Genomic DNA, 17379 nt, shown 5'->3' on the forward strand with positions numbered 1-17379 from the left:
CTCGCCCGGTTCAGCTGTCCTTGCGCGCGACGATCTTGCGCTCGCTGCGCCAGGCCGCAGGCGGCATGTCGAACTGGGAGATGAACCAGCGGGTGAACGAGTTGGGCATGGAATAGCCGAGCATGTCGGCGATCCGCCCCAGGGAATAACTCGGGTTTTCCAGGTAGCGCACCACCAGGTCACGGCGCACGCTGCTGATCAGTTCGCTGAAACTGACCCCTTCCTCATCCAGGCGACGCTGCAGCGTGCGCACGTTCATGCCCTGGCTCTGGGCGATCTGCGCCAGGGTGGCGCGGCCCATGGGCAGCAACAGGTAGATGGCCTTGCGCACTTCGCCCGCCACCGAATGGTCGCGCTTGCCGAGCAGCGAATCCATGTAGCGCTGTGCATGCCGGGCCATGGCCGCATTGGCCAGGGGGATGGCCGTGTCAAGGTGGGCGGCAGGGCAGACGATGCCGTTGAATTCGCAGCCGAACTCGACCTTGCAGGCGAAGATACGCCGATGCACGCTCAGGTCCGCGGGCGCGTCATGGGTGAAGCACACCTTGATCGGTTGCCAGTGGCTGCCCAGCAGGGCGGCGCAGAAGCGGTGCATCACGGCGATCGCCAGCTCGATGGACTGGCGGTTGTCAGTGCCCCTGTCGGTCACCAGCTCTTCGCGGATGATCACCGTGTTGCCGACTTCCTCGATATAGATCGCCAGCGATTCATTGATCTGCTGCCCGTAATGCACGATCACCTGCAGCGCATCGCGCAGGTTGTTCTGGTGGCTGAGCAGCAGGCTCACCTCACCGAAATCCGCCAGTTCACGCAGCTCGGCCATGCGCAGGCCGATGGTGTCGCACCCGCTCAGGCGCGCCGACTTCTCCAACAGGATGATGCTGGCGGTGGCCGGTATGCGTTGGCTCGGGTCGCTGAGCAGGGCAGGGCTCAAGCCCACCTCGCCGAGCAGCGAGATCGTGTTCAGCTTCAGGTGGCGAGCGACATCCAGGTAGTTGGTCAGAACCGCGGTGCGTGCTTGTACGGGCATGGCGTGGCTACTTTTCCTGTGGTGACGAAAGACATCTCGGTGGCGCAGTCAGCCGCCAGTTATAGAGCCTTGATTGTCAAATGAAAAGTGGCTTGGCGGGGAAATCTGCCGGGTCGATGTCACGCGCCTGTCATCGATAGGGAAGTGGCTGACGCTAAATGTAACCCGCTTCGATCGGGGCAATCCTACTGTGCTGCTGGCAGGGTCCGAAACGTCGGCAGGCGTGCAAAAGCTGCGTGCTCGCGGGCCCATGGCGCCTGAGACAAAAACAACAAGAAACGGAGACAACGTCATGCACAGCACCACAGGGCTGCGCCCTACACGTCGCGGCCTGCTGGCCACCGCCACGCTGCTGGCCTCGATGCCGGCTGCCCAGGCCTTCGAACTGAGCGACGGCCGTGAAGACTGGACGGTGCGTTTCGACAACACCCTCAAGTTCAGTTACGGGCAACGGGTGGAAGGTCAGAACGCGAAGATCGCCAACGCCGCCAACTACAACGACGGCGACCACAACTTCGGTGTCGGCAGCGCCGTGACCCAGCGGGTCGACCTGCTGACCGAGCTGGATGTGCTCTACCAGCGGAAAATGGGGTTTCGCGTCAGCTCCGCAAGCTGGTACGACCACGCCTATGACAACGTCGGCTCCAACAGCAACCCGTTCCCCGGCCAGGAAGGCAACGCCGGCAACCTGGTGGCGGCGCGCCAGGCGGGCGCCATCGCCCCCGGCGACTCGCTCAACGGCCGCACGCCTCAACGCCATGGCCTGAGCCGCTACAGCGACCGCTACTACAACGGCCCCTCCGGCGAAATCCTCGATGCCTTCGTGTTCTACAGCACTGAAGTGGGCGAGGAGTCGATGTTCAGCGCCAAGCTGGGCCGGCACAACCTGTTCTGGGGCGAGACCGTGTTCAACGCCGCCAACGGCATCAACTACGGCCAGTCGGGGCTGGACCTGGCCAAGCTGTACAACGTGCCCGGCACCGAGACCAAGGAGCTGTTCCTGCCGCGCAGCCAGCTCTCGATGTCCTACACCGTCAACCCCGAACTGACCCTGGGCGCCCAGTACTTCCTGGAGTTTCGCAACACCCGCCTGCCGGAAGGGGGCACCTACATGGGCGGCTACGACATGTTCGGCGAAGGCGGTGACGTGTTCTGGCTGCCGGTGCCCACCGCGCTGGACGGCGCCGGTGCGTTCTACGCCACCTCCCGTGGGCATGACCTGAAACCCCACAGCACGGGCGATTTCGGCCTGATGGCGCGCTGGAGCCCGGCCTGGCTCGACGGCAACCTCGGCTTCTACTACCGCAAGACCTCCGACCCGATGCCGGTGGTGTTGATCAACGCCCCCAACCTGCACCAACCCGGCGTGGCCGGGCTTCCCGGCACCGAGTACCTGGCGGCCTACGCCGACGACATCGACATCTACGGCATCAGCCTGTCCAAGGGCGTGGGCCCGGTCAGTGTCGGGCTCGACCTGAACTACCGCGAGAACATGCCGCTGCTGAGCAACTTCACCACCATCAACGCGACCTTGAGCGAGCGGGCCGGGCAAGGCCAGGTCAACGGCGACAACCTGATTGCCAGCATGCCCGGCAGAGGTGATACCGGCACGGCGCGCGGCAAGACCTTCCATGTGGTGCTCAATGGCCTGGTGAGCTTTGGCAATACACCGCTGTGGGATTCCTCGTCCCTGGCGATGGAAGCGGCCATGACCCACCTGGTCAGCGTCGACAAGGGCAAGCAGTCGTTCAAGGGCAATTCCAGCTACCAGGGCGTCGACAAGGTCGACACCAACGCCTACAGCCTGGCCACCAACTTCACCGCGACCTGGTTCCAGGTATTCCCCGGCGTCGACCTGTCCATGCCGCTTTCCTACAACGTCGGCCTCAAGGGCAACTCGGCGGTGCAGCTGGGCGGCAGCGAGAACGCCGGCAGCTACTCGGTCGGCATCGCCGCGGACGTGAAGCAGAAGTACCGCTTCGACCTCAAGTACGTCGACTCCTTCGGCCCGTTCAACACCTGTGAAAGCGGCTTCGACAACAACACCCCTGGCAGCGGCGGGCAGTACCGCTGCATCCCCGGGCAGATCACCTCGCAGGCGGGCCTGGCGCCCCTGCTCAAGGACCGCGGGATGCTCACCGCTTCGTTCAAGACCACTTTCTGATTGACCCCCGAATGACAACAACAACGTGGAGAGTACTCAGATGAAACTGCGCTACAGCCTATTGGCATCGGCCCTGACGACGATCATCGCAGGCCAGGCCCAGGCGGCCGTGTCCGCCCAGGAAGCCGCCAAGCTTGGCACCAGCCTGACCCGCGTCGGCGCCGAGCGGGCAGCCAACGCCGATGGCTCGATCCCCGCCTACGAAGGCGGCCTGACTTCAGCACCAGCCGGCTTCAAGGCCGGCGACGGCATGCGCCCGGACCCGTTCGCCGACGAGAAGCCGCTGCTGGTCATCGACGGCAAGAACGTCGAGCAGTACCAGGGCCAGTTGACCGCCACCACGGTAGAGCTGGCCAAGCGTTACCCCAGCTTCCACGTCAATGTGTATCCCACCCATCGCACGGTGGCCTTGCCCGCCGCCGTGCTGGAAAACAGCGTGAAGAATGCCACCGGCACCCGTTCCATCGACGGCGGCGAGGCCATCGAGAACCTGCTGCCCGGCGTGCCGTTCCCGATCCCCACCACCGGCAGCGAGGCCATGTGGAACCACCTGCTGCGCGTCGGCGGCAACCGCAACGTCAAGTACGACTCGTGGATCGTCGACTCAGGCGGTGGGGCCAGCTTGTCGACCACGGCCATGTCGTTCTCCAGCTACCCGATCTACGAAGACATGAACAAGCCGTTCAACAGCACCGACGTGTTCTTCCAGATGAAGCTGTACTACACCGGCCCCGCGCGCCGCGCGGGTGAGGCGATCATGCTCAAGGACACCGCCAACCCGTTGGCCCAGCCACGGCGCAGCTGGCAGTACCTGCCTGGCCAGCGCCGGGTGAAACTGGCCCCGGACCTGTCCTACGACACGCCCAACCCAGGCACCGGCGGCGCCGGCACCTACGATGACGTGTTCGTCTTCAACGGCGCGCTGGACCGCTTCGAGTGGAAGCTGGTGGGCAAGCAGGAAATGTTCGTGCCCTACAACACCTACAAGCTGACCTACGCCCTGGACCCCAAGCAGTTGACCACCGCCAACCACCTCGCCCCGGACTTCGTGCGCTGGGAGAAACACCGGGTGTGGGTCGTGGAGGGCACGTTGAAATCGTCGGCGCGGCACATCTACCACAAGCGCCGCATGTACCTCGACGAGGACAGCTGGATCGCCCTGGCGTCCGACCAGTATGACGCCCGTGGCAAGCTCTACCGGGGCTCGTTCGCCTTCCTCAGCCAGAGTTACGACAAGAACATCCCGGATGTCACACCGTTCATGATCTATGACCTGATAGGGGGTTCCTACAACATCAACGGTGTCACGGGTGCCTATGGTGGCATCCACTACACCGACACGCTGTCCAAGGCCCAGTGGGCGCCGGATGCGCTGGCGGGGGCGGGCATCCGCTGAGTGACATCGATGCTGCGGTGGTCGACACCGCAGCATCGGCAGCGGTCAGAGGGTCACGTCACGCAAGCTGTTCATGTCGATCACGAAGCGGTACTTCACATCATTGTTCTGCAGGCGCTCGAAGGCGCCGTTGATGTCCTGGATGGCGATCATTTCGCAGCTGGGCAACACCTGATGCTCGGCGCAGAAGTCCAGCAGCTCCTGGATCCCCTGAATACCCCCGATCAGCGAACCGGCCAAGGTGCGGTTGTTGCGGATCAGCAAGCCACCATGGATCGGCTCCAGCGGCTCGATCGCCCCCACCAGCACCATCACGCCCTCGCGCCCCAGCAGCATCAGGTAGGGGTTGACGTTGTGCCGGCTGGGGATGGTGTCGATGATGAACGCGAAGGCATTGGCCGCGGCCGCCATGGCCGCCGCGTCGCTGGACAGCAGCACATGGTTGGCGCCCAGGGCGCGGGCATCCTCGGCCTTGCCCGGTGAGCTGGTGATCACCGTCACCTCGGCACCCAGCGCCACGGCCAGTTTCACCGCCATGTGGCCAAGTCCGCCCAGACCCACCACCGCCATCTTCGTACCCTTGCCGACGTTATAGCGGCGCATCGGGTTCCACACGGTGATGCCGGCGCACAGCAGCGGTGCGGCGTAGCGGGGGTCGAGGTTCAGTGGCATGCGCAGCACGAACTGCTCGCGCACGACGATATGCTCGGCGTAGCCGCCGTAGGTGATCTCGCCGGTGTGGCGATCCTTGCCGTTGTAGGTCGGCGTCGGCCCCTGGGTGCAGAGCTGCTCCTGATGCTCGTGGCACGGCGCGCAGTCCAGGCAGCTGTCCACCTGGCAGCCGACCGCCACCCGGTCGCCGACTTTGAAGCGGCTGACGGCACTGCCCACGGCGGTGACGTGGCCGACGATCTCGTGGCCGGGGACGATGGGGTAGACCGTGTTGTTCCAGTCGTTGTGCACCTGGTGTGCATCGGAGTGGCAGACGCCGCAGAAGGCAATGGCGATCGCCACGTCATCGTCACGCAGCGCGCGCCGCTCGAATCGATACGGCGTCAGGGGCGAGTGGGCGTCGTGGGCGGCAAAGCCCAGGCAAGTGGTCATGGTCGAATCCTTGTGTGATGCAAAGAAGAACCCCCGGCAATGGCCGGGGGAGAGGGTTAGATCGAAGGGCGCAGCCAGGGCGCCGGGGAGGTTTCAGGCGAGGCGATCTGGTTGACGATCCACTTGCCCATGCGTCGCAGCGGCTCGATGGAGTCCTGGGGACCTGCCCACTTCAAGCCGGCCGCGTAGCCCAGCGACACGATGCGCTGGGCGCCATAGAGCGGCAGGATGTCCTTGAGCTCGTCCTTGATGCTTTCCGGGTACACGCCGACGGTCTGGGTGTAGGCGTCGACCGCGTCCATCATCTCGGTCAGCGTGTCGACCGGCACCAGGTTGGCGGTGCGGTCGTCCAGGCGTGGCGCGAACGACACGGCGTCGGCGGTTTGCGAGCAGATCACCGCGCCTTCGCCGTCCTGGCCACCGATCACCTGGTACCACTCGTCATCCAGGCGCAGGGCGTCGACTTCGGCCTTGAGTTCCGGGTCGTAGCGCTTGGGTACGGTGCTCAGGGTGTTGGGCAGGGTCTGCATGGCGTCGTAGACGTAGCGGCCGAAGGTGTTGAGCTTGGCCAGGCCCGCGTCGTCGGTGCCGCTCTGCACGTAGATCACCCGCGCGCAGACACAGGCCTTCTGGTTCAGCGCACCGATGTCGCTGGCCAGGCGCACGGCGGCTTCGCGCATGCTCGCTTCGCTGTCGAAGGCGGCCTTGCCGATGATGCTGGCGCTGCGCTTGGGGTCCAGGGAAATCAGCTCCAGGCCCGGCTGCACGTAGCGGGTCACGTGTTTCATGGCGTTGTAGCCGCCCCAGGCGACGATCTTTTCCAGGTTCTGCGGCTGGTACAGGCGCTCTTCGAAGGCCTGGTCGCCGCCTTTCCAGTAGGCGACGCTGAGGTGCTTGGTCAACGGGTGGTCAGGCGCCATGTCGACCATGGTGCGGGCGATGGCCAGGGCGGTGAACGGGTCGTTGGACGGCGCCTTGATGATCGCGTCGCTGCGCAGCACCATGTTGCGCAGGATGGTCAGCAGCGACAGGCCCGTGGCGTTGCCGGCGACGATATGCAGGGTGCGTGCGCCGAAGCAGCGCACGTCCAGTTCGGTGCCGTCGAGCAGGCGCTGCTTGACCCAGCCCTCCAGGTACTTGATGCCCACCGAGTTCTCCACCTGCTCGGTGACCGAGGCGCGGGTGAGCATCTGGCGCAGCCCCATGTAGCTGCCCTTGACCATGCTCGGGGTCACCGGCGCGGTCAGGTACGACAGCTCGCAGGCTTCCTGCAGGAACGGGTTCCTGTCGAACTCCAGACGCTCACCGAGCGCTTCGGCGTAGTCGAGGATGTCGTTGAACGTCAGGGTGTACAGGTCGGCCAGCTTGGCCGGGTTGCCCAGCGGCAGCTGGTCGATGTACTTGTGCGCATCCGGGGTCTGGAAAATCAGGTCGCCGCCGCGGCCACCCACGTCGATCAGGTTGTCGGTGATGACCTTGCCGCGGATGATCATCGGCGCAATCGGTTTGCTCATGGGGTTAGCCCTCTAGTGTGTTGAGGAAGTCCATCGCCTGGCGATGGGAGTCTTCGGTTGCCGCACAGGTGATCTTGTCGTCGCCGCCGTTGAGGTCGCTGTAGCGCTGGATCGGCCCGACCACGTAGCTGCTCGGCCGGCCGCAGCTGCACGGCTGGTCCCACTCGACGGTGATTTCATCGCCGGTGATGAAGCCGCCCCAGCGGATCTCGGCACCCAGGTCGAAGAACGCCGCGCGCCCGGTGACGTGGCCCTTGCGCGGCAGGGGCTTGCTGGTTTCAGGGTCGAGCTGGAAGGGGATGACCGTGGGGGCGAAGTGGAAGTGGCCGGCTTCGCAGCGCGCATGGGCGCCACCGACGACTTCGGACATGGCGTAGGACTCGTTCAAGGTGCGCGCACCGGTGAAGCGCAGCACATCCTCGCGCCAGCCTTCCGGCTGGACCACGCCCTTGCCGCCACCGGCGGTGTGCACGAAGGAGTCAGGGTGGAAGACGCCTTCCAGGCCACGCTCAAGACCCGCCTTGGCCATGCTGTGCAGCAGGTTCCAGGTGGCGCCGATGTACACGCGCTGGCCCTTGAGCTGGGTGGACATGTGGTCGAAGAACGCCGCCAGGTGTTGCGGCATTTCGGCCTGCAACTGGTCGAAGGCTTTCTTTTTTTCCAGCAGTTCCGGGCTGATCACCAGGCGGTCGAGGGTGCCTTTGGATTGCGCCGCGCGCAGCTTGGCGCCCAGGTGCAGCACGTCGGTGCTGAGGGTGGTCGGGTAGGCGGCATGGAAGTGCGATTCGCTCGGCAGCAGCGCCGGGATCATCGCCGCATGCACCCGCACATGGCTCAGGTAGCCCTTGCGGTAGTAGGGGTAGATGGTGTGCAGGTTGGGCTGCGGGGTGTCCGGGTTGTCCATGTTCCACACCACCATCTTGCGCAGTTGCGCGAACTTCTCCCATTCGTGCACGCCCTGGGGCAGGAACGACAGGGTGCCGGAGGTGCCCGAGGTGTGGCTGATGCGCAGCTGCGGCACGCCTTCGTCCATGGTCTCGAACCAGTCGTCCAGGCCCTGGCAGTCGCTGACATTGACGGCGGCGATGGCCTCGGCGACCTCAGGCGTCACCAGTTTGCCCAGCCACTTGTTGATCTGCGCGTAGCTGCGTTTCTCCAGCAAGGACGGCGGGTAGGACTTGTACACGGTGTGTTCGAACAGCAGCGGCACCACGTCGTCGAGCTGTTCGATCTGGTCCACGCCCTGGGCATCGGCAAGTTTCTTCAAGACCGGTATGCGTTGGCGCAGGGCGTCGAAGCGCTGCTTGAGGCCATTGAGCTGCAGTGCGTCGATCTCGGCGCGGGGCAGGTGGTTCCAGGCGTGCTGGGAATAGTTGACCAATGCTGCCGGATCGTTCAGCAGCAGCTGGGTTTTTTGTTCTATCGACAGGGGGGCAGTGGGCATATTCGGGCTCGCTACTCGACGTATGGAATCCGGCCAGGCCGGGGGGAGGGTGCGGCCCAAGTATGTCGACGGCGAGTGCCGATTTGTTCCGGATTCCAGGTATCGGTCGTGCGAGGTAACGCATTGAAAATAAAGGAATAAAATGACGGTGCCAAAGCGCTTTCGAAGGTCATTCCGGATTCGTTTTTAGCATGCCGGATCGACGCGAAAGGCGGCATACACTGGGCCTCGCCCACTCATTTAAATGAGTGCGGAGCTGTCAATTCGGACCGCTATTCGAGAGGCTTTCATGTTGAAAATGGTATTTCAGACCACGCCTTCACTGATCATCGAGCGTGGTGCTTCGGCCCGGCTTGCCGAGCATGTGCGTGCCAAGGGTTGCAAGTCGGTATTGCTGGTCACCGATGCTGGGGTTGTCGCGGCGCGGCTGCTGGATGCGCTGCTCGCCGGCATGCACAGCGAGGGGATTGCCGTGAGCGTGTTTGCCGAGGTGCAGGCCGATCCGCCCGAGTCGGTGATCCTGGCGGCGGTGGAGGCCGCCAAGGCCTGTGGCGCCGACTGCGTGGTCGGGGTGGGCGGCGGCAGTTCGCTGGATGCCGCCAAGCTGGCCGCACTGTTGGCCTGCAGCGGCGAGTCGTTGAGCGAGGTGTATGGCATCAACCAGGCCAAGGGCCCGCGCCTGCCGCTGATCCTGCTGCCGACCACCGCCGGCACGGGCTCGGAAGTGACTTCGGTGTCGGTGGTGACCACCGCTGCCGGGGAAAAGAACGTGGTCTACTCGCCCTTGTTGTTCCCCGACCTGGCGGTACTCGACGCCGAACTGACCCTCGGCCTGCCGGCCCACGTCACTGCCGCGACCGGTATCGATGCCATGGTCCATGCCATCGAGGCCTACACCACCCTCCACCTGAAGAACCCGATGTCCGATTGCCTGGCCCGCGAGGCGCTGCGGCTGTTGGCTGGCAGCCTGTTCAGAGCCTGCCGACAGGGTGACGATGTCGAGGCCCGCGAGCAGATGCTGCTTGGCGCCTGCGTGGCGGGCATGGCCTTCGCCAACGCCCCGGTGGCGGCGGTGCATGCGCTGGCCTATCCGCTCGGTGCCCGTTTCCACATCCCCCACGGCCTGTCCAATGCGCTGGTGCTGGGGCCGGTGATGCGTTTCAACCTGCCGGTGGTGGCGCCGCTGTATGCGCAACTGGCCGATATCGTCATGCCCGGCTTGCGCGGCAGTGACAGCGAAAAGGCCACGGCGCTGGCCGACTACCTGGGCGGTCTGGCCGGCGAGTTGGGCCTGGCCACGCGCCTGAGCGAGCTGGGCATCGTCGAGGCCGACCTCGAAGCGCTGGCCAGCGATGCCATCAAGCAGCAACGCCTGCTCGGCAACAACCCGCGCGAACTGACGCTGGCGGATGTGCACGCGATCTATAAGGAAATCCTGTGAACAAGCCCGCGCGGCCGAGCCGCCAGGCCTTTCGCCACTTCACCCAGGTGCCCACGCGCTTTGGCGACAACGATGCCTATGGGCATGTGAACAACGTGGCGTACTACGGCTACTGTGAAACGGCGATCACCACCTTCCTGGTCGAACAGGGCACCCTGGACATCGCCAGCAGCCCGGTGATCGGGCTGATCGTCAACTCCGGGTGCAGCTACTTTTCGCCCCTGGGGTTCCCCGACCGGGTCGAGGTCGGCATGAAGATCGCCCACCTGGGCAACAGCAGCGCGCGCTACGAGCTGGCGCTGTTCCGCAACGATGAACCGCTCGCGGCGGCAGCAGCCCATGTGGTCTACGTGTACGTGGACCGCGCCAGCAACACGTCGGTGCCGATCCCCGCCAGCGTGCGTGACAAGCTGGCCCTGCTGGTCGACTGATCGCATACTCCCGGGTGCTGCCCATCCGTTGGCCAAGGTGGCAGGGGGCAGCATTCTGGAGAGATGACAGATGATCAAGGCAAGTCCGGACAAGCCGGGTGTGCAGGTGGCGATACCGGCGCAACCGCGCAAGGAACCGCGCCAGGCACGGTCGGTCGCGCTGGTGACGGCGGTCAAGCAGGCCGGCAGGCAGATTCTCGAAAGCGAGGGGAGGGAAGCCCTGAGCGCGCTGCGCCTGGCCGAAGATTCAGGGGTGGCGATCAGTTCGATCTACGAGTATTTCCCGACCATGGAATCGTTGATCGCCGCCGTCTTCGACGATTACCGCACCGAAGCGCGCCGTGGGCTGTACGCCGACATCATGGCGCTGCCCGAAGGGACCACGCTGTTTGACGGCATCTTGCTGGCGTTGCGGGCTGTGCTTGCCTCGCACCACAAGAAAACCCTCTACGACCCTGCCTTCAGCGTGCGCTCGACCCACTATGACGAGCTGGTGCGGCTGGATGTGGTCAAGGCCAAGCAGCTGTGGAGCGCCACGGCAAGCTCCGCGTTGATGCAACGCTTCGCCAATGAAATTCGCGTCAAGGATCGGGAGAAGGCCGAGTTTCTGGTGTACCAGACCTGGTCGGCGCTGCCCCGGGCCATCCTGCTGGAGCGTCCGGGCTACCTGACCGACCTGGACACCCCGCAGATGCTGGCGCGGATGCTCCACGCCATGCTCACCGAGTGAGATTGGCAGCGACTCCTCAGGCCTCATCGCCGGCAAGCCGGCTCCCACAGGTACCCCACAGGCCTTCAGAGCTGTGAGGTACGTGTGGGAGCTGGCTTGCCAGCGATAGGGCCAACCTTGGCCTCAGCCCTTGGCGGCCATCGCGGTCACTTCCACGCGCATTTCCGGGTAGGCCAATGCCGCCACGCCCACGGCGGCACGCACCGGCCACGGCTTGCTGAAGAAGCGCTGGTACACCTCGTTGAAGGCGGCGCGGTCGGCCATGTCGGTGAGGTAGATGGTCAGGTGCATGACCCGGTCCATGCCGCTGCCGGCCTTTTCCAGGGCGTCTTTGAGCGCCTGCAGGGTGCTTTCGCTCTGCTGGACGATGTCGCCCGCGAGATCAGCTGGAATCTGAGTCGTGACCAGAATGCCGTTGAACTCGGCGACGTCGGAGGAAATGGAGTCGGCGTCGGAATCGGGGGTGTAGATGAGGTCTGTCATTGTTGGTTTGCCTTGCAACGGAAGGAAAGCCGCAAGCCTACGCGAGCCCGGCGCGGTGGTCGAGCCAGGGCCACCGTTTGGCCTGCGCACGTTGTAATACCGCGCCCCGGCCGTCAGAATCGCGCCGATTGTGAAGAAGGGGCTTGAGTTGAACGAACAGACATTGTCGATGCGCCTGGAGCGTGTGGCGGCGCATGTGCCGCAGGGCGCGCGCCTGGCCGATATCGGCTCGGACCACGGCTACCTGCCGGTGGCCCTGGCGCTGCGTGGCGTGATCGAAGCCGGCGTTGCCGGCGAAGTGGCGCAGACACCCTATGCCTCGGCCCAGCGCAATGTGCGCAGGAATGGCCTGGAGCAACGCATCACCGTGCGCCTGGCCGATGGCCTGGAAGCGATCGAGGCGCTGGACCGCATCACGGCGGTCAGCCTGTGCGGCATGGGTGGCGACACCATGTGCGAGATCCTCGAACGCGGCAAGCAGCGCCTGAGCGGCAACGAGCGCCTGATCCTGCAGCCCAATGGCGGCGAGCGCGAACTGCGTGGCTGGCTGATGGCCAACGGTTATCGGATCGTGTGCGAAGAACTGCTGCGCGAGAACCGCTTCGACTACGAGATCATCGTCGCGGAAAAGGGTGATGCGTCGGCCTACAGCGCCGAAGAGCTGTACTTCGGCCCTCTGCTGATGCGCGAGAAGAGCCCGGCATTTATCACCAAGTGGCAGCGCATGCTGCGCCAGAAGCAACAGACCCTGGCCAACTTCGAGCGCGCGCGTGACGCCATCCCTCAGGAAAAGCGCAGCGACTTCGCCCGCCAGGTCGGCTGGATCACCCAGGTACTGGCCTGAGTCACAGCTGCGAGCAGTTGCCCATTTCCCGGTAGTTGACTTCGCGGGTCTGGCCCTGGTGGTCGACATAGACCATGTGCGCGGTGCCGACCTGGCAGTCGGCGACGTTGCTGGCCGGGGTGATGGAAATGACCTTGGCCACGTCCAGCGGCATGCCGTACGCGTAATTGTCGGCGCTGGCGGCCACCGGCGGGTTGCCGGCGGTGTCGGCCAGGGCGCCGAACGAGGCGAGCAGGGCGCTTGCGGCAAGCACGGCAATTCGGCGTTGAGTGTTCATGGCAGGCTCCTTTTTCAATGTTTTACCAATGATGTATTCATTGGTGATCCTCAATAAATGGGCTAAGTCGTGATAGATTCCTGCCTGGAACGCACGAATAAGAAAAACACAAGGAGCCAAGCCCATGGACATGCTGCACGCCATGCGTACCTTCGCCCGGGTAGTGGAGTGCGGCAGTTTCGCCGCGGCCGCCAATGCCCTGGATATTTCTGCGGCGCAGGTGTCGCGGATTGTCGCGGAACTCGAGAACCAGCTGCAGACTCGGCTGCTGCACCGCACCACCCGGCGCCTGCGCATGAGCGAGGCGGGCGAGCGCTTTCTCGAGCGCGCGCGGCAGATCATGCTGCTGACCGAAGAAGCCATGGACGAGGCCCGCGGCGCCCACCTCACCCCGCGCGGGCGGCTGCGCCTGCATTGCCCGCACGGCCTGGGCATGCTGCTGATGCCGCTGGTGGCCGGCTACAACGCCGTGTGCCCCGAAGTGGTGATCGAACTGACCCTGTCGCAGCGCAATCCCGACCCCTTGGCCGAGGGCCACGACGTGGTGATCACCGTGGACGAGGCCCTGCCGGATTCGCAGTTGATCGCCGTGCCGCTGGGCACCATCTTCAGCATCCCCTGCGCCGCCCCAAGCTACCTGCAGGCCCATGGCGTGCCCGAGCGCCCGGAAGACCTGCACGAGCACAGCTGCCTGCGCATGGCGTACCCGATGTACGAGGGTGACTGGGTGTTCCCGCAGGGGCTCGATCAGTGCGTGATCGCCCCGCGCGACAGCTTCCTGACCAATGTCGCCGACGCCATGCTCAGGGCCAGCGAGCTGGGCATGGGTATTGGCTTGCTGCCGTTCTACACGGCCAGCCAGGCCATCGTGCAAGGCAGGCTACGGCGCCTGCTGGCGCCGTATCGGTTGAGGGAATGCGCGCTGTACGCGATCTATCCGTCGCGCCATTACCTGGATGCCAAGGTCAGGACCTGGATCGACTACATGAAGGAACAGCTGCCGGGGCTGTTCGCCGGGCACGAACGCATCGTCGACGATCCGCAGTACTGGAGATAGGCCCGCAGGTCAGTGCCCGTAACGCCCGACCAGACTCTGGGCACCCAGCGCATGCCCCTGCAACAGCTCCAGCAAGCCATTGCGGTCCAGCCCCTCTGGCAAGGTGCCGAGGGGAATGTCGGTGGCGATCAGCGTGAGTGCATAGTGGTGCGGGTTGTCCCCTGCGGGTGGGCAGGGCCCACGGTAGACGAGGGTGCCGCGAGAATTGCGGCCCACCATGATTGTCGGGCCGGTCAGCCCGGCCGTGCCTTCTTTCAGGCCATCGAGCGCCGGGTCGATGTTGTAGGCGACCCAGTGCACCGTACCGATGCCCTTGCCACCGTCCGGGTCGAACATCACCAGTGCCAGTGAACGGGTGCCGACGGGCAGGTTGTCCCAGCTCAGTTGCGGGGTACGTTCCTCGCCCGCACCGCAGAGCGGGTCGGGCCCGACCTGCTGCAGGGCGATGACACCGCCATCGGTGAACGACGACGAGCTGATCGACAGCGCGCCGGCGCTACCGCCGGCCGCCAGGGCAGTGCAAGGCAACAAGGCGGCGAACAGCCAGGGCTTGAGGTGCATGACGATTCCTCGGCAGGGCGATGGGCCGCAGTGTAGTTCAGTCAGCGGCTGTCCTGGTCTTCTGCCGTGCCGCCGGTGTGCCCGGCGCCGCTGCCGGTGGCCTCGCCGGTGCTGTTGGAGCCGCCTGCGGCGCCGTCGGCGGCATCGGCGTTGCTGCCGCTGTCGCTGCTGTCGTTGGCCTTGCCGCTGCCGGGGCTGTTGACGCTGCTGTCGTCGCCGGCGGTCTTGCCGCCTTGCTGGTCGGTTTTCGGGTAGGCGTCGGTGTTGGTGTCGGAAGGGGTCGAGGCGGCGAAACTGCTGGCACTGCCCAGGCCCAGGGCCAGGGTGAAGAGAAGGGCAAGCGGGCGAATGCGGATCATGGCGAAGCTCCTGTGCGGATGATCTGTCATTCGTTTGGCTGGCGGGGGATGGCGGGGGTGCCCGTCGTGCGACGGGCGGTCAAAACAGTCTTGGTCAACCATCAGGCGCTTACGCGTTCCCTGTGGGAGCGGGCTTGTCCCGCGAAGAGGCCAGCCCAGACGCTGTAGCTGTCTGGCACGGGCTACGCCCGTGTTCGCGGGACAAGCCCGCTCCCACAGGCCCCTGAGCCTCCACCGGCTCCAGCGGCGGATGCTCCTGCGCCGCATGCATCAAATCTTCGGTCACACGCAACTCCGCCCCAGTCGGCGAGAACGTGGTCGAGGCAGTAAACGGCGCCGGATGCTCGGCCGCCGGCCGCTTGCCACGGCGCCACAAGAAGAAGCACACCATGCCCAGGTTGACCACGGCAAAGGCCCAGAACAGCCCCGGCTCGCCAAACTCGGTCATCACCGGCGAAATCGCCAACGGCGCCATGGCCGAGCCCAGCGAGTTGATCAGCAGCAAGCCCTGGATCATCGGCACCAGCGCATCGGACGGCGCACGGTCGGCGGCATGGCTGACCGCCACCGGGTACAGCGCGAACACGCCGCCCCCGAGCAGGAACAGCATCGCCGGCAACAGCGCCGAGTGCGAGGGCAGGAACACCGTGACCAGCGACAGCACCACGCACAGCGCGGCCAGGGCGATCAGCACATCCTGGCGGTCCTTGCGGTCGGACCAGCGCCCCACCGGGTACTGCAGCAGCATGGCGCCGAGGATCACCCAGGCCATCATGCCGCCCACTTCACCCACGTCCAGGCCGATGCGCTGCAGGTACAGCGGCAGCAGGGCATAGATCCCGGCGATGGCCACCCCCGAACCGAAGCAGCCGACCAGCCCCGACGGCGCCACCCCGAGCAGCTGGCGCGGCTTGAGCGGCTCGACCTGGTCCAGCAGCGGCGACACCCGCGGCAGGATCACGATCGGCAGCACCGACAGCGCGGCGAGCATGCCGGCCAGCATGAACGGCGCGCTGTCGCTCAGCTGCGCGATGACGCCCAGGCCCGCCTGGGCGATCACGCCGGCACCGTAGAAGGCGATCATGTACAGCGCCAGCAAGCGCCCGCGGATCTTCGCATCGCCCGCCAGCAGCAGCCAGCTCTCGATCACCAGGAACACGCCGACCGCCGCCCAGCCGTTGATCAGGCGCAAGACCGACCACCAGGTGCTGTCGTAGAACATCCCCTGCAGCAGGATGGTGGCGGCGATCAGCGACGCGAAGCTGGTGTAGGCGCGGATATGGCCGATGCGCAGGATCAGCCGGTCGTTGAATACAGCGCCCAGGGTCAGGCCAAGGAAGTAGCTCGACGAGACGATACCGATGGTGGTGGCCGATTCGCCGGCAGCGCCGAGGCGCAAGGTGGTCAGGGAGGACATGAAGCCATTGCCCAGGGCAATGATGAACAGCCCGAGCAGGGGTGCCAGCGCCATGGCCAGCAAACGCGGAGACATAAAAACCTCAAGGGGGAGTAGCGCAGTTGCCAGCCGTAGCGGCACAGGGGAGTAGGACGCGCGATTCTAAGGTGTGGGAAAGATTTCCCCAAGGGGCTTGGCCCTGCGGCATAATGACGCCTTTGCGCAGCTGATCCAGGGAAGGAAAGGTCTATGTTCGCTTCGCTGTTCGCAGTACTGGCACCGGTGTTCATCGTCGCCGGCATCGGCTTCGCCTGGGCCCGCACGGTGCTGGACTACCCCACCCAGTTCGTTGCCCGGATGGTCATGAGCGTCGGCACCCCCGCGCTGGTGCTGGCGACCCTGAACCGCACCCAACTCGATCCCACTGCCTTTATCAGCATGGCCCTGGCCTGCCTGCTCTGTACCCTGGCCATGGCCCTGGCGGGGCTGCTGGTGTGTCGCGTCAGCCGCCAGGACTGGCGGGTACTACTGCCGGCGTTCATGTTCCCCAATACCGGCAACATGGGCCTGCCGATCAGCCTGTACGCCTTTGGCGAACAGGGCCTCGCGTTGGCCATGGCGTTCTTTCTGGGCCTGTCGATCGTGCAGTTCACCGTTGGCATGGCCATCTCCGGTACGGCGGCTTCGTTCAAGGCGCTGGTGAGCAACCCCATCGTCATCAGCCTGGCCCTTGCCCTGCCGATGATCTTCTTCGACATCCACCTCCCGCGCTGGGTGGCCAACACGGCAGAACTGCTCGGCGGCATGTGCATTCCCTTGATGCTGCTGACCTTGGGCGTGTCGCTGGCCAGTATTCGCCCACAACATATCGCCAGCGGCCTGCTGCTGGGCGGCGTGCGGATCGTGCTGGGGGCTGGGGTAGGGTGGGCAGTGGGCGCCGCCCTGGACATGGAGCATTTGCAGCGGGCGGTGCTGATGGTGCAGTCGGCGATGCCGGTGGCGGTGTTCAACTACCTGATGGCGGTCAGGGCCAACCGTTCGCCGGAGCAGGTGGCGAACCTGGTGATGTGTTCGACTGTGCTGTCGTTCGTTTGGCTGCCGGTGGTGCTGGCCTGGTGGATGTGAACCTGTAAGGGCCTCATCGCCGG

Annotated in this window: 17 protein-coding genes; 8 read left to right on the plus strand and 9 right to left on the minus strand. The window is 65.2% G+C overall.

Annotated features, from left to right (window positions below):
- Positions 1–10: 10 nt before the first annotated feature.
- Entirely contained in the window at positions 11–1030 is a 1020-nt protein-coding gene (locus PMI38_RS06075; RefSeq protein WP_008091773.1) for an AraC family transcriptional regulator, read from the minus strand.
- Between the two features lie 292 nt (positions 1031–1322).
- Here PMI38_RS06075 and PMI38_RS06080 point away from each other — a divergent pair, with 292 nt between their 5' ends.
- Complete coding sequence (locus PMI38_RS06080) at positions 1323–3194, plus strand: DUF1302 domain-containing protein (RefSeq protein WP_008091775.1); 1872 nt, start codon at positions 1323–1325, stop codon at positions 3192–3194.
- A 40-nt stretch (positions 3195–3234) separates the two neighbouring features.
- Positions 3235–4590 carry a DUF1329 domain-containing protein gene (locus PMI38_RS06085; protein WP_008091776.1) on the plus strand — a complete coding sequence of 452 codons (1356 nt, stop codon included), beginning with the start codon at positions 3235–3237 and terminating at the stop codon, positions 4588–4590.
- A 45-nt stretch (positions 4591–4635) separates the two neighbouring features.
- Here the strand turns inward: PMI38_RS06085 and PMI38_RS06090 are convergent, their stop codons facing one another.
- From PMI38_RS06090 to PMI38_RS06100, 3 genes are read right to left on the minus strand one after another with little or no spacing between them, the layout of a single operon-like run.
- Positions 4636–5694 carry an NAD(P)-dependent alcohol dehydrogenase gene (locus PMI38_RS06090; RefSeq protein WP_008091778.1) on the minus strand — a complete coding sequence of 353 codons (1059 nt, stop codon included), beginning with the start codon at positions 5692–5694 and terminating at the stop codon, positions 4636–4638.
- A gap of 56 nt (positions 5695–5750) precedes the next feature.
- Complete coding sequence (locus tag PMI38_RS06095; protein WP_008091780.1) at positions 5751–7208, minus strand: acyl-CoA reductase; 1458 nt, start codon at positions 7206–7208, stop codon at positions 5751–5753.
- Between the two features lie 4 nt (positions 7209–7212).
- The gene (locus tag PMI38_RS06100) at positions 7213–8652 is read right to left on the minus strand and encodes a hypothetical protein (RefSeq protein ID WP_008091783.1); all 1440 of its coding nucleotides are present in this window, start codon (positions 8650–8652) and stop codon (positions 7213–7215) included.
- A gap of 289 nt (positions 8653–8941) precedes the next feature.
- Here PMI38_RS06100 and PMI38_RS06105 point away from each other — a divergent pair, with 289 nt between their 5' ends.
- The 3 genes from PMI38_RS06105 (at position 8942) to PMI38_RS06115 (ending at position 11254) form a co-directional block, all read left to right on the plus strand.
- Positions 8942–10093, plus strand: coding sequence for an iron-containing alcohol dehydrogenase (locus PMI38_RS06105; RefSeq protein ID WP_008091785.1), 1152 nt, complete (start codon positions 8942–8944; stop codon positions 10091–10093).
- On the plus strand, positions 10090–10524 hold the full coding sequence (locus PMI38_RS06110; protein WP_008091788.1) for an acyl-CoA thioesterase: 435 nt from the start codon (positions 10090–10092) through the stop codon (positions 10522–10524). Before PMI38_RS06105 ends, PMI38_RS06110 begins: the two co-directional genes overlap by 4 nt.
- A gap of 70 nt (positions 10525–10594) precedes the next feature.
- Positions 10595–11254: a TetR/AcrR family transcriptional regulator gene (locus tag PMI38_RS06115; RefSeq protein ID WP_008091789.1), complete on the plus strand. Its 660-nt coding sequence runs from the start codon at positions 10595–10597 to the stop codon at positions 11252–11254.
- A 123-nt stretch (positions 11255–11377) separates the two neighbouring features.
- Here the strand turns inward: PMI38_RS06115 and PMI38_RS06120 are convergent, their stop codons facing one another.
- A complete protein-coding gene (locus PMI38_RS06120) occupies positions 11378–11737 on the minus strand; it encodes a RidA family protein (RefSeq protein ID WP_008091790.1) in 360 nt (119 codons plus the stop codon).
- A 148-nt stretch (positions 11738–11885) separates the two neighbouring features.
- On the opposite strand from PMI38_RS06120, the gene PMI38_RS06125 reads away from it, so the two are divergent.
- Entirely contained in the window at positions 11886–12581 is a 696-nt protein-coding gene (locus PMI38_RS06125; protein ID WP_043273129.1) for a tRNA (adenine(22)-N(1))-methyltransferase, read from the plus strand.
- Between the two features lies 1 nt (position 12582).
- Here PMI38_RS06125 and PMI38_RS06130 read toward each other — a convergent pair whose 3' ends face one another.
- Entirely contained in the window at positions 12583–12858 is a 276-nt protein-coding gene (locus PMI38_RS06130) for a DUF2790 domain-containing protein (protein ID WP_008091794.1), read from the minus strand.
- A gap of 124 nt (positions 12859–12982) precedes the next feature.
- On the opposite strand from PMI38_RS06130, the gene PMI38_RS06135 reads away from it, so the two are divergent.
- Positions 12983–13915, plus strand: a complete 933-nt coding sequence (locus tag PMI38_RS06135; protein WP_008091796.1) for a LysR family transcriptional regulator — start codon at positions 12983–12985, stop codon at positions 13913–13915.
- Positions 13916–13924: 9 nt separating this feature from the next.
- Here PMI38_RS06135 and PMI38_RS06140 read toward each other — a convergent pair whose 3' ends face one another.
- The 3 genes from PMI38_RS06140 to PMI38_RS06150 all read right to left on the minus strand — a co-directional run bounded on the left by PMI38_RS06140 (position 13925) and on the right by PMI38_RS06150 (position 16327).
- Entirely contained in the window at positions 13925–14476 is a 552-nt protein-coding gene (locus PMI38_RS06140) for a YbhB/YbcL family Raf kinase inhibitor-like protein (protein ID WP_008091798.1), read from the minus strand.
- Positions 14477–14517: 41 nt separating this feature from the next.
- Positions 14518–14835 carry a hypothetical protein gene (locus tag PMI38_RS06145; protein WP_008091799.1) on the minus strand — a complete coding sequence of 106 codons (318 nt, stop codon included), beginning with the start codon at positions 14833–14835 and terminating at the stop codon, positions 14518–14520.
- A 109-nt stretch (positions 14836–14944) separates the two neighbouring features.
- Positions 14945–16327: an MFS transporter gene (locus tag PMI38_RS06150; RefSeq protein ID WP_008091800.1), complete on the minus strand. Its 1383-nt coding sequence runs from the start codon at positions 16325–16327 to the stop codon at positions 14945–14947.
- 153 nt (positions 16328–16480) lie between these two features.
- Between PMI38_RS06150 and PMI38_RS06155 the strand changes: the two genes are divergently transcribed.
- Positions 16481–17356 carry an AEC family transporter gene (locus tag PMI38_RS06155; RefSeq protein WP_008091803.1) on the plus strand — a complete coding sequence of 292 codons (876 nt, stop codon included), beginning with the start codon at positions 16481–16483 and terminating at the stop codon, positions 17354–17356.
- The last annotated feature ends 23 nt before the right edge of the window (positions 17357–17379 follow it).

Source organism: Pseudomonas sp. GM84 (genome assembly GCF_000282535.1).
GTDB lineage: Bacteria > Pseudomonadota > Gammaproteobacteria > Pseudomonadales > Pseudomonadaceae > Aquipseudomonas.

Coding starts and splice junctions, on each gene's coding strand:
- PMI38_RS06150 (WP_008091800.1), bottom strand. CDS start 16,327: ATGTCTCCGCGTTTGCTGGCCATGGCGCTGGCACCCCTGCTCGGGCTG.
- PMI38_RS06105 (WP_008091785.1), top strand. CDS start 8,942: ATGTTGAAAATGGTATTTCAGACCACGCCTTCACTGATCATCGAGCGT.
- PMI38_RS06130 (WP_008091794.1), bottom strand. CDS start 12,858: ATGAACACTCAACGCCGAATTGCCGTGCTTGCCGCAAGCGCCCTGCTC.
- PMI38_RS06145 (WP_008091799.1), bottom strand. CDS start 14,835: ATGATCCGCATTCGCCCGCTTGCCCTTCTCTTCACCCTGGCCCTGGGC.
- PMI38_RS06120 (WP_008091790.1), bottom strand. CDS start 11,737: ATGACAGACCTCATCTACACCCCCGATTCCGACGCCGACTCCATTTCC.
- PMI38_RS06085 (WP_008091776.1), top strand. CDS start 3,235: ATGAAACTGCGCTACAGCCTATTGGCATCGGCCCTGACGACGATCATC.
- PMI38_RS06075 (WP_008091773.1), bottom strand. CDS start 1,030: ATGCCCGTACAAGCACGCACCGCGGTTCTGACCAACTACCTGGATGTC.
- PMI38_RS06095 (WP_008091780.1), bottom strand. CDS start 7,208: ATGAGCAAACCGATTGCGCCGATGATCATCCGCGGCAAGGTCATCACC.
- PMI38_RS06140 (WP_008091798.1), bottom strand. CDS start 14,476: ATGCACCTCAAGCCCTGGCTGTTCGCCGCCTTGTTGCCTTGCACTGCC.
- PMI38_RS06090 (WP_008091778.1), bottom strand. CDS start 5,694: ATGACCACTTGCCTGGGCTTTGCCGCCCACGACGCCCACTCGCCCCTG.
- PMI38_RS06080 (WP_008091775.1), top strand. CDS start 1,323: ATGCACAGCACCACAGGGCTGCGCCCTACACGTCGCGGCCTGCTGGCC.
- PMI38_RS06100 (WP_008091783.1), bottom strand. CDS start 8,652: ATGCCCACTGCCCCCCTGTCGATAGAACAAAAAACCCAGCTGCTGCTG.
- PMI38_RS06135 (WP_008091796.1), top strand. CDS start 12,983: ATGGACATGCTGCACGCCATGCGTACCTTCGCCCGGGTAGTGGAGTGC.
- PMI38_RS06115 (WP_008091789.1), top strand. CDS start 10,595: ATGATCAAGGCAAGTCCGGACAAGCCGGGTGTGCAGGTGGCGATACCG.
- PMI38_RS06155 (WP_008091803.1), top strand. CDS start 16,481: ATGTTCGCTTCGCTGTTCGCAGTACTGGCACCGGTGTTCATCGTCGCC.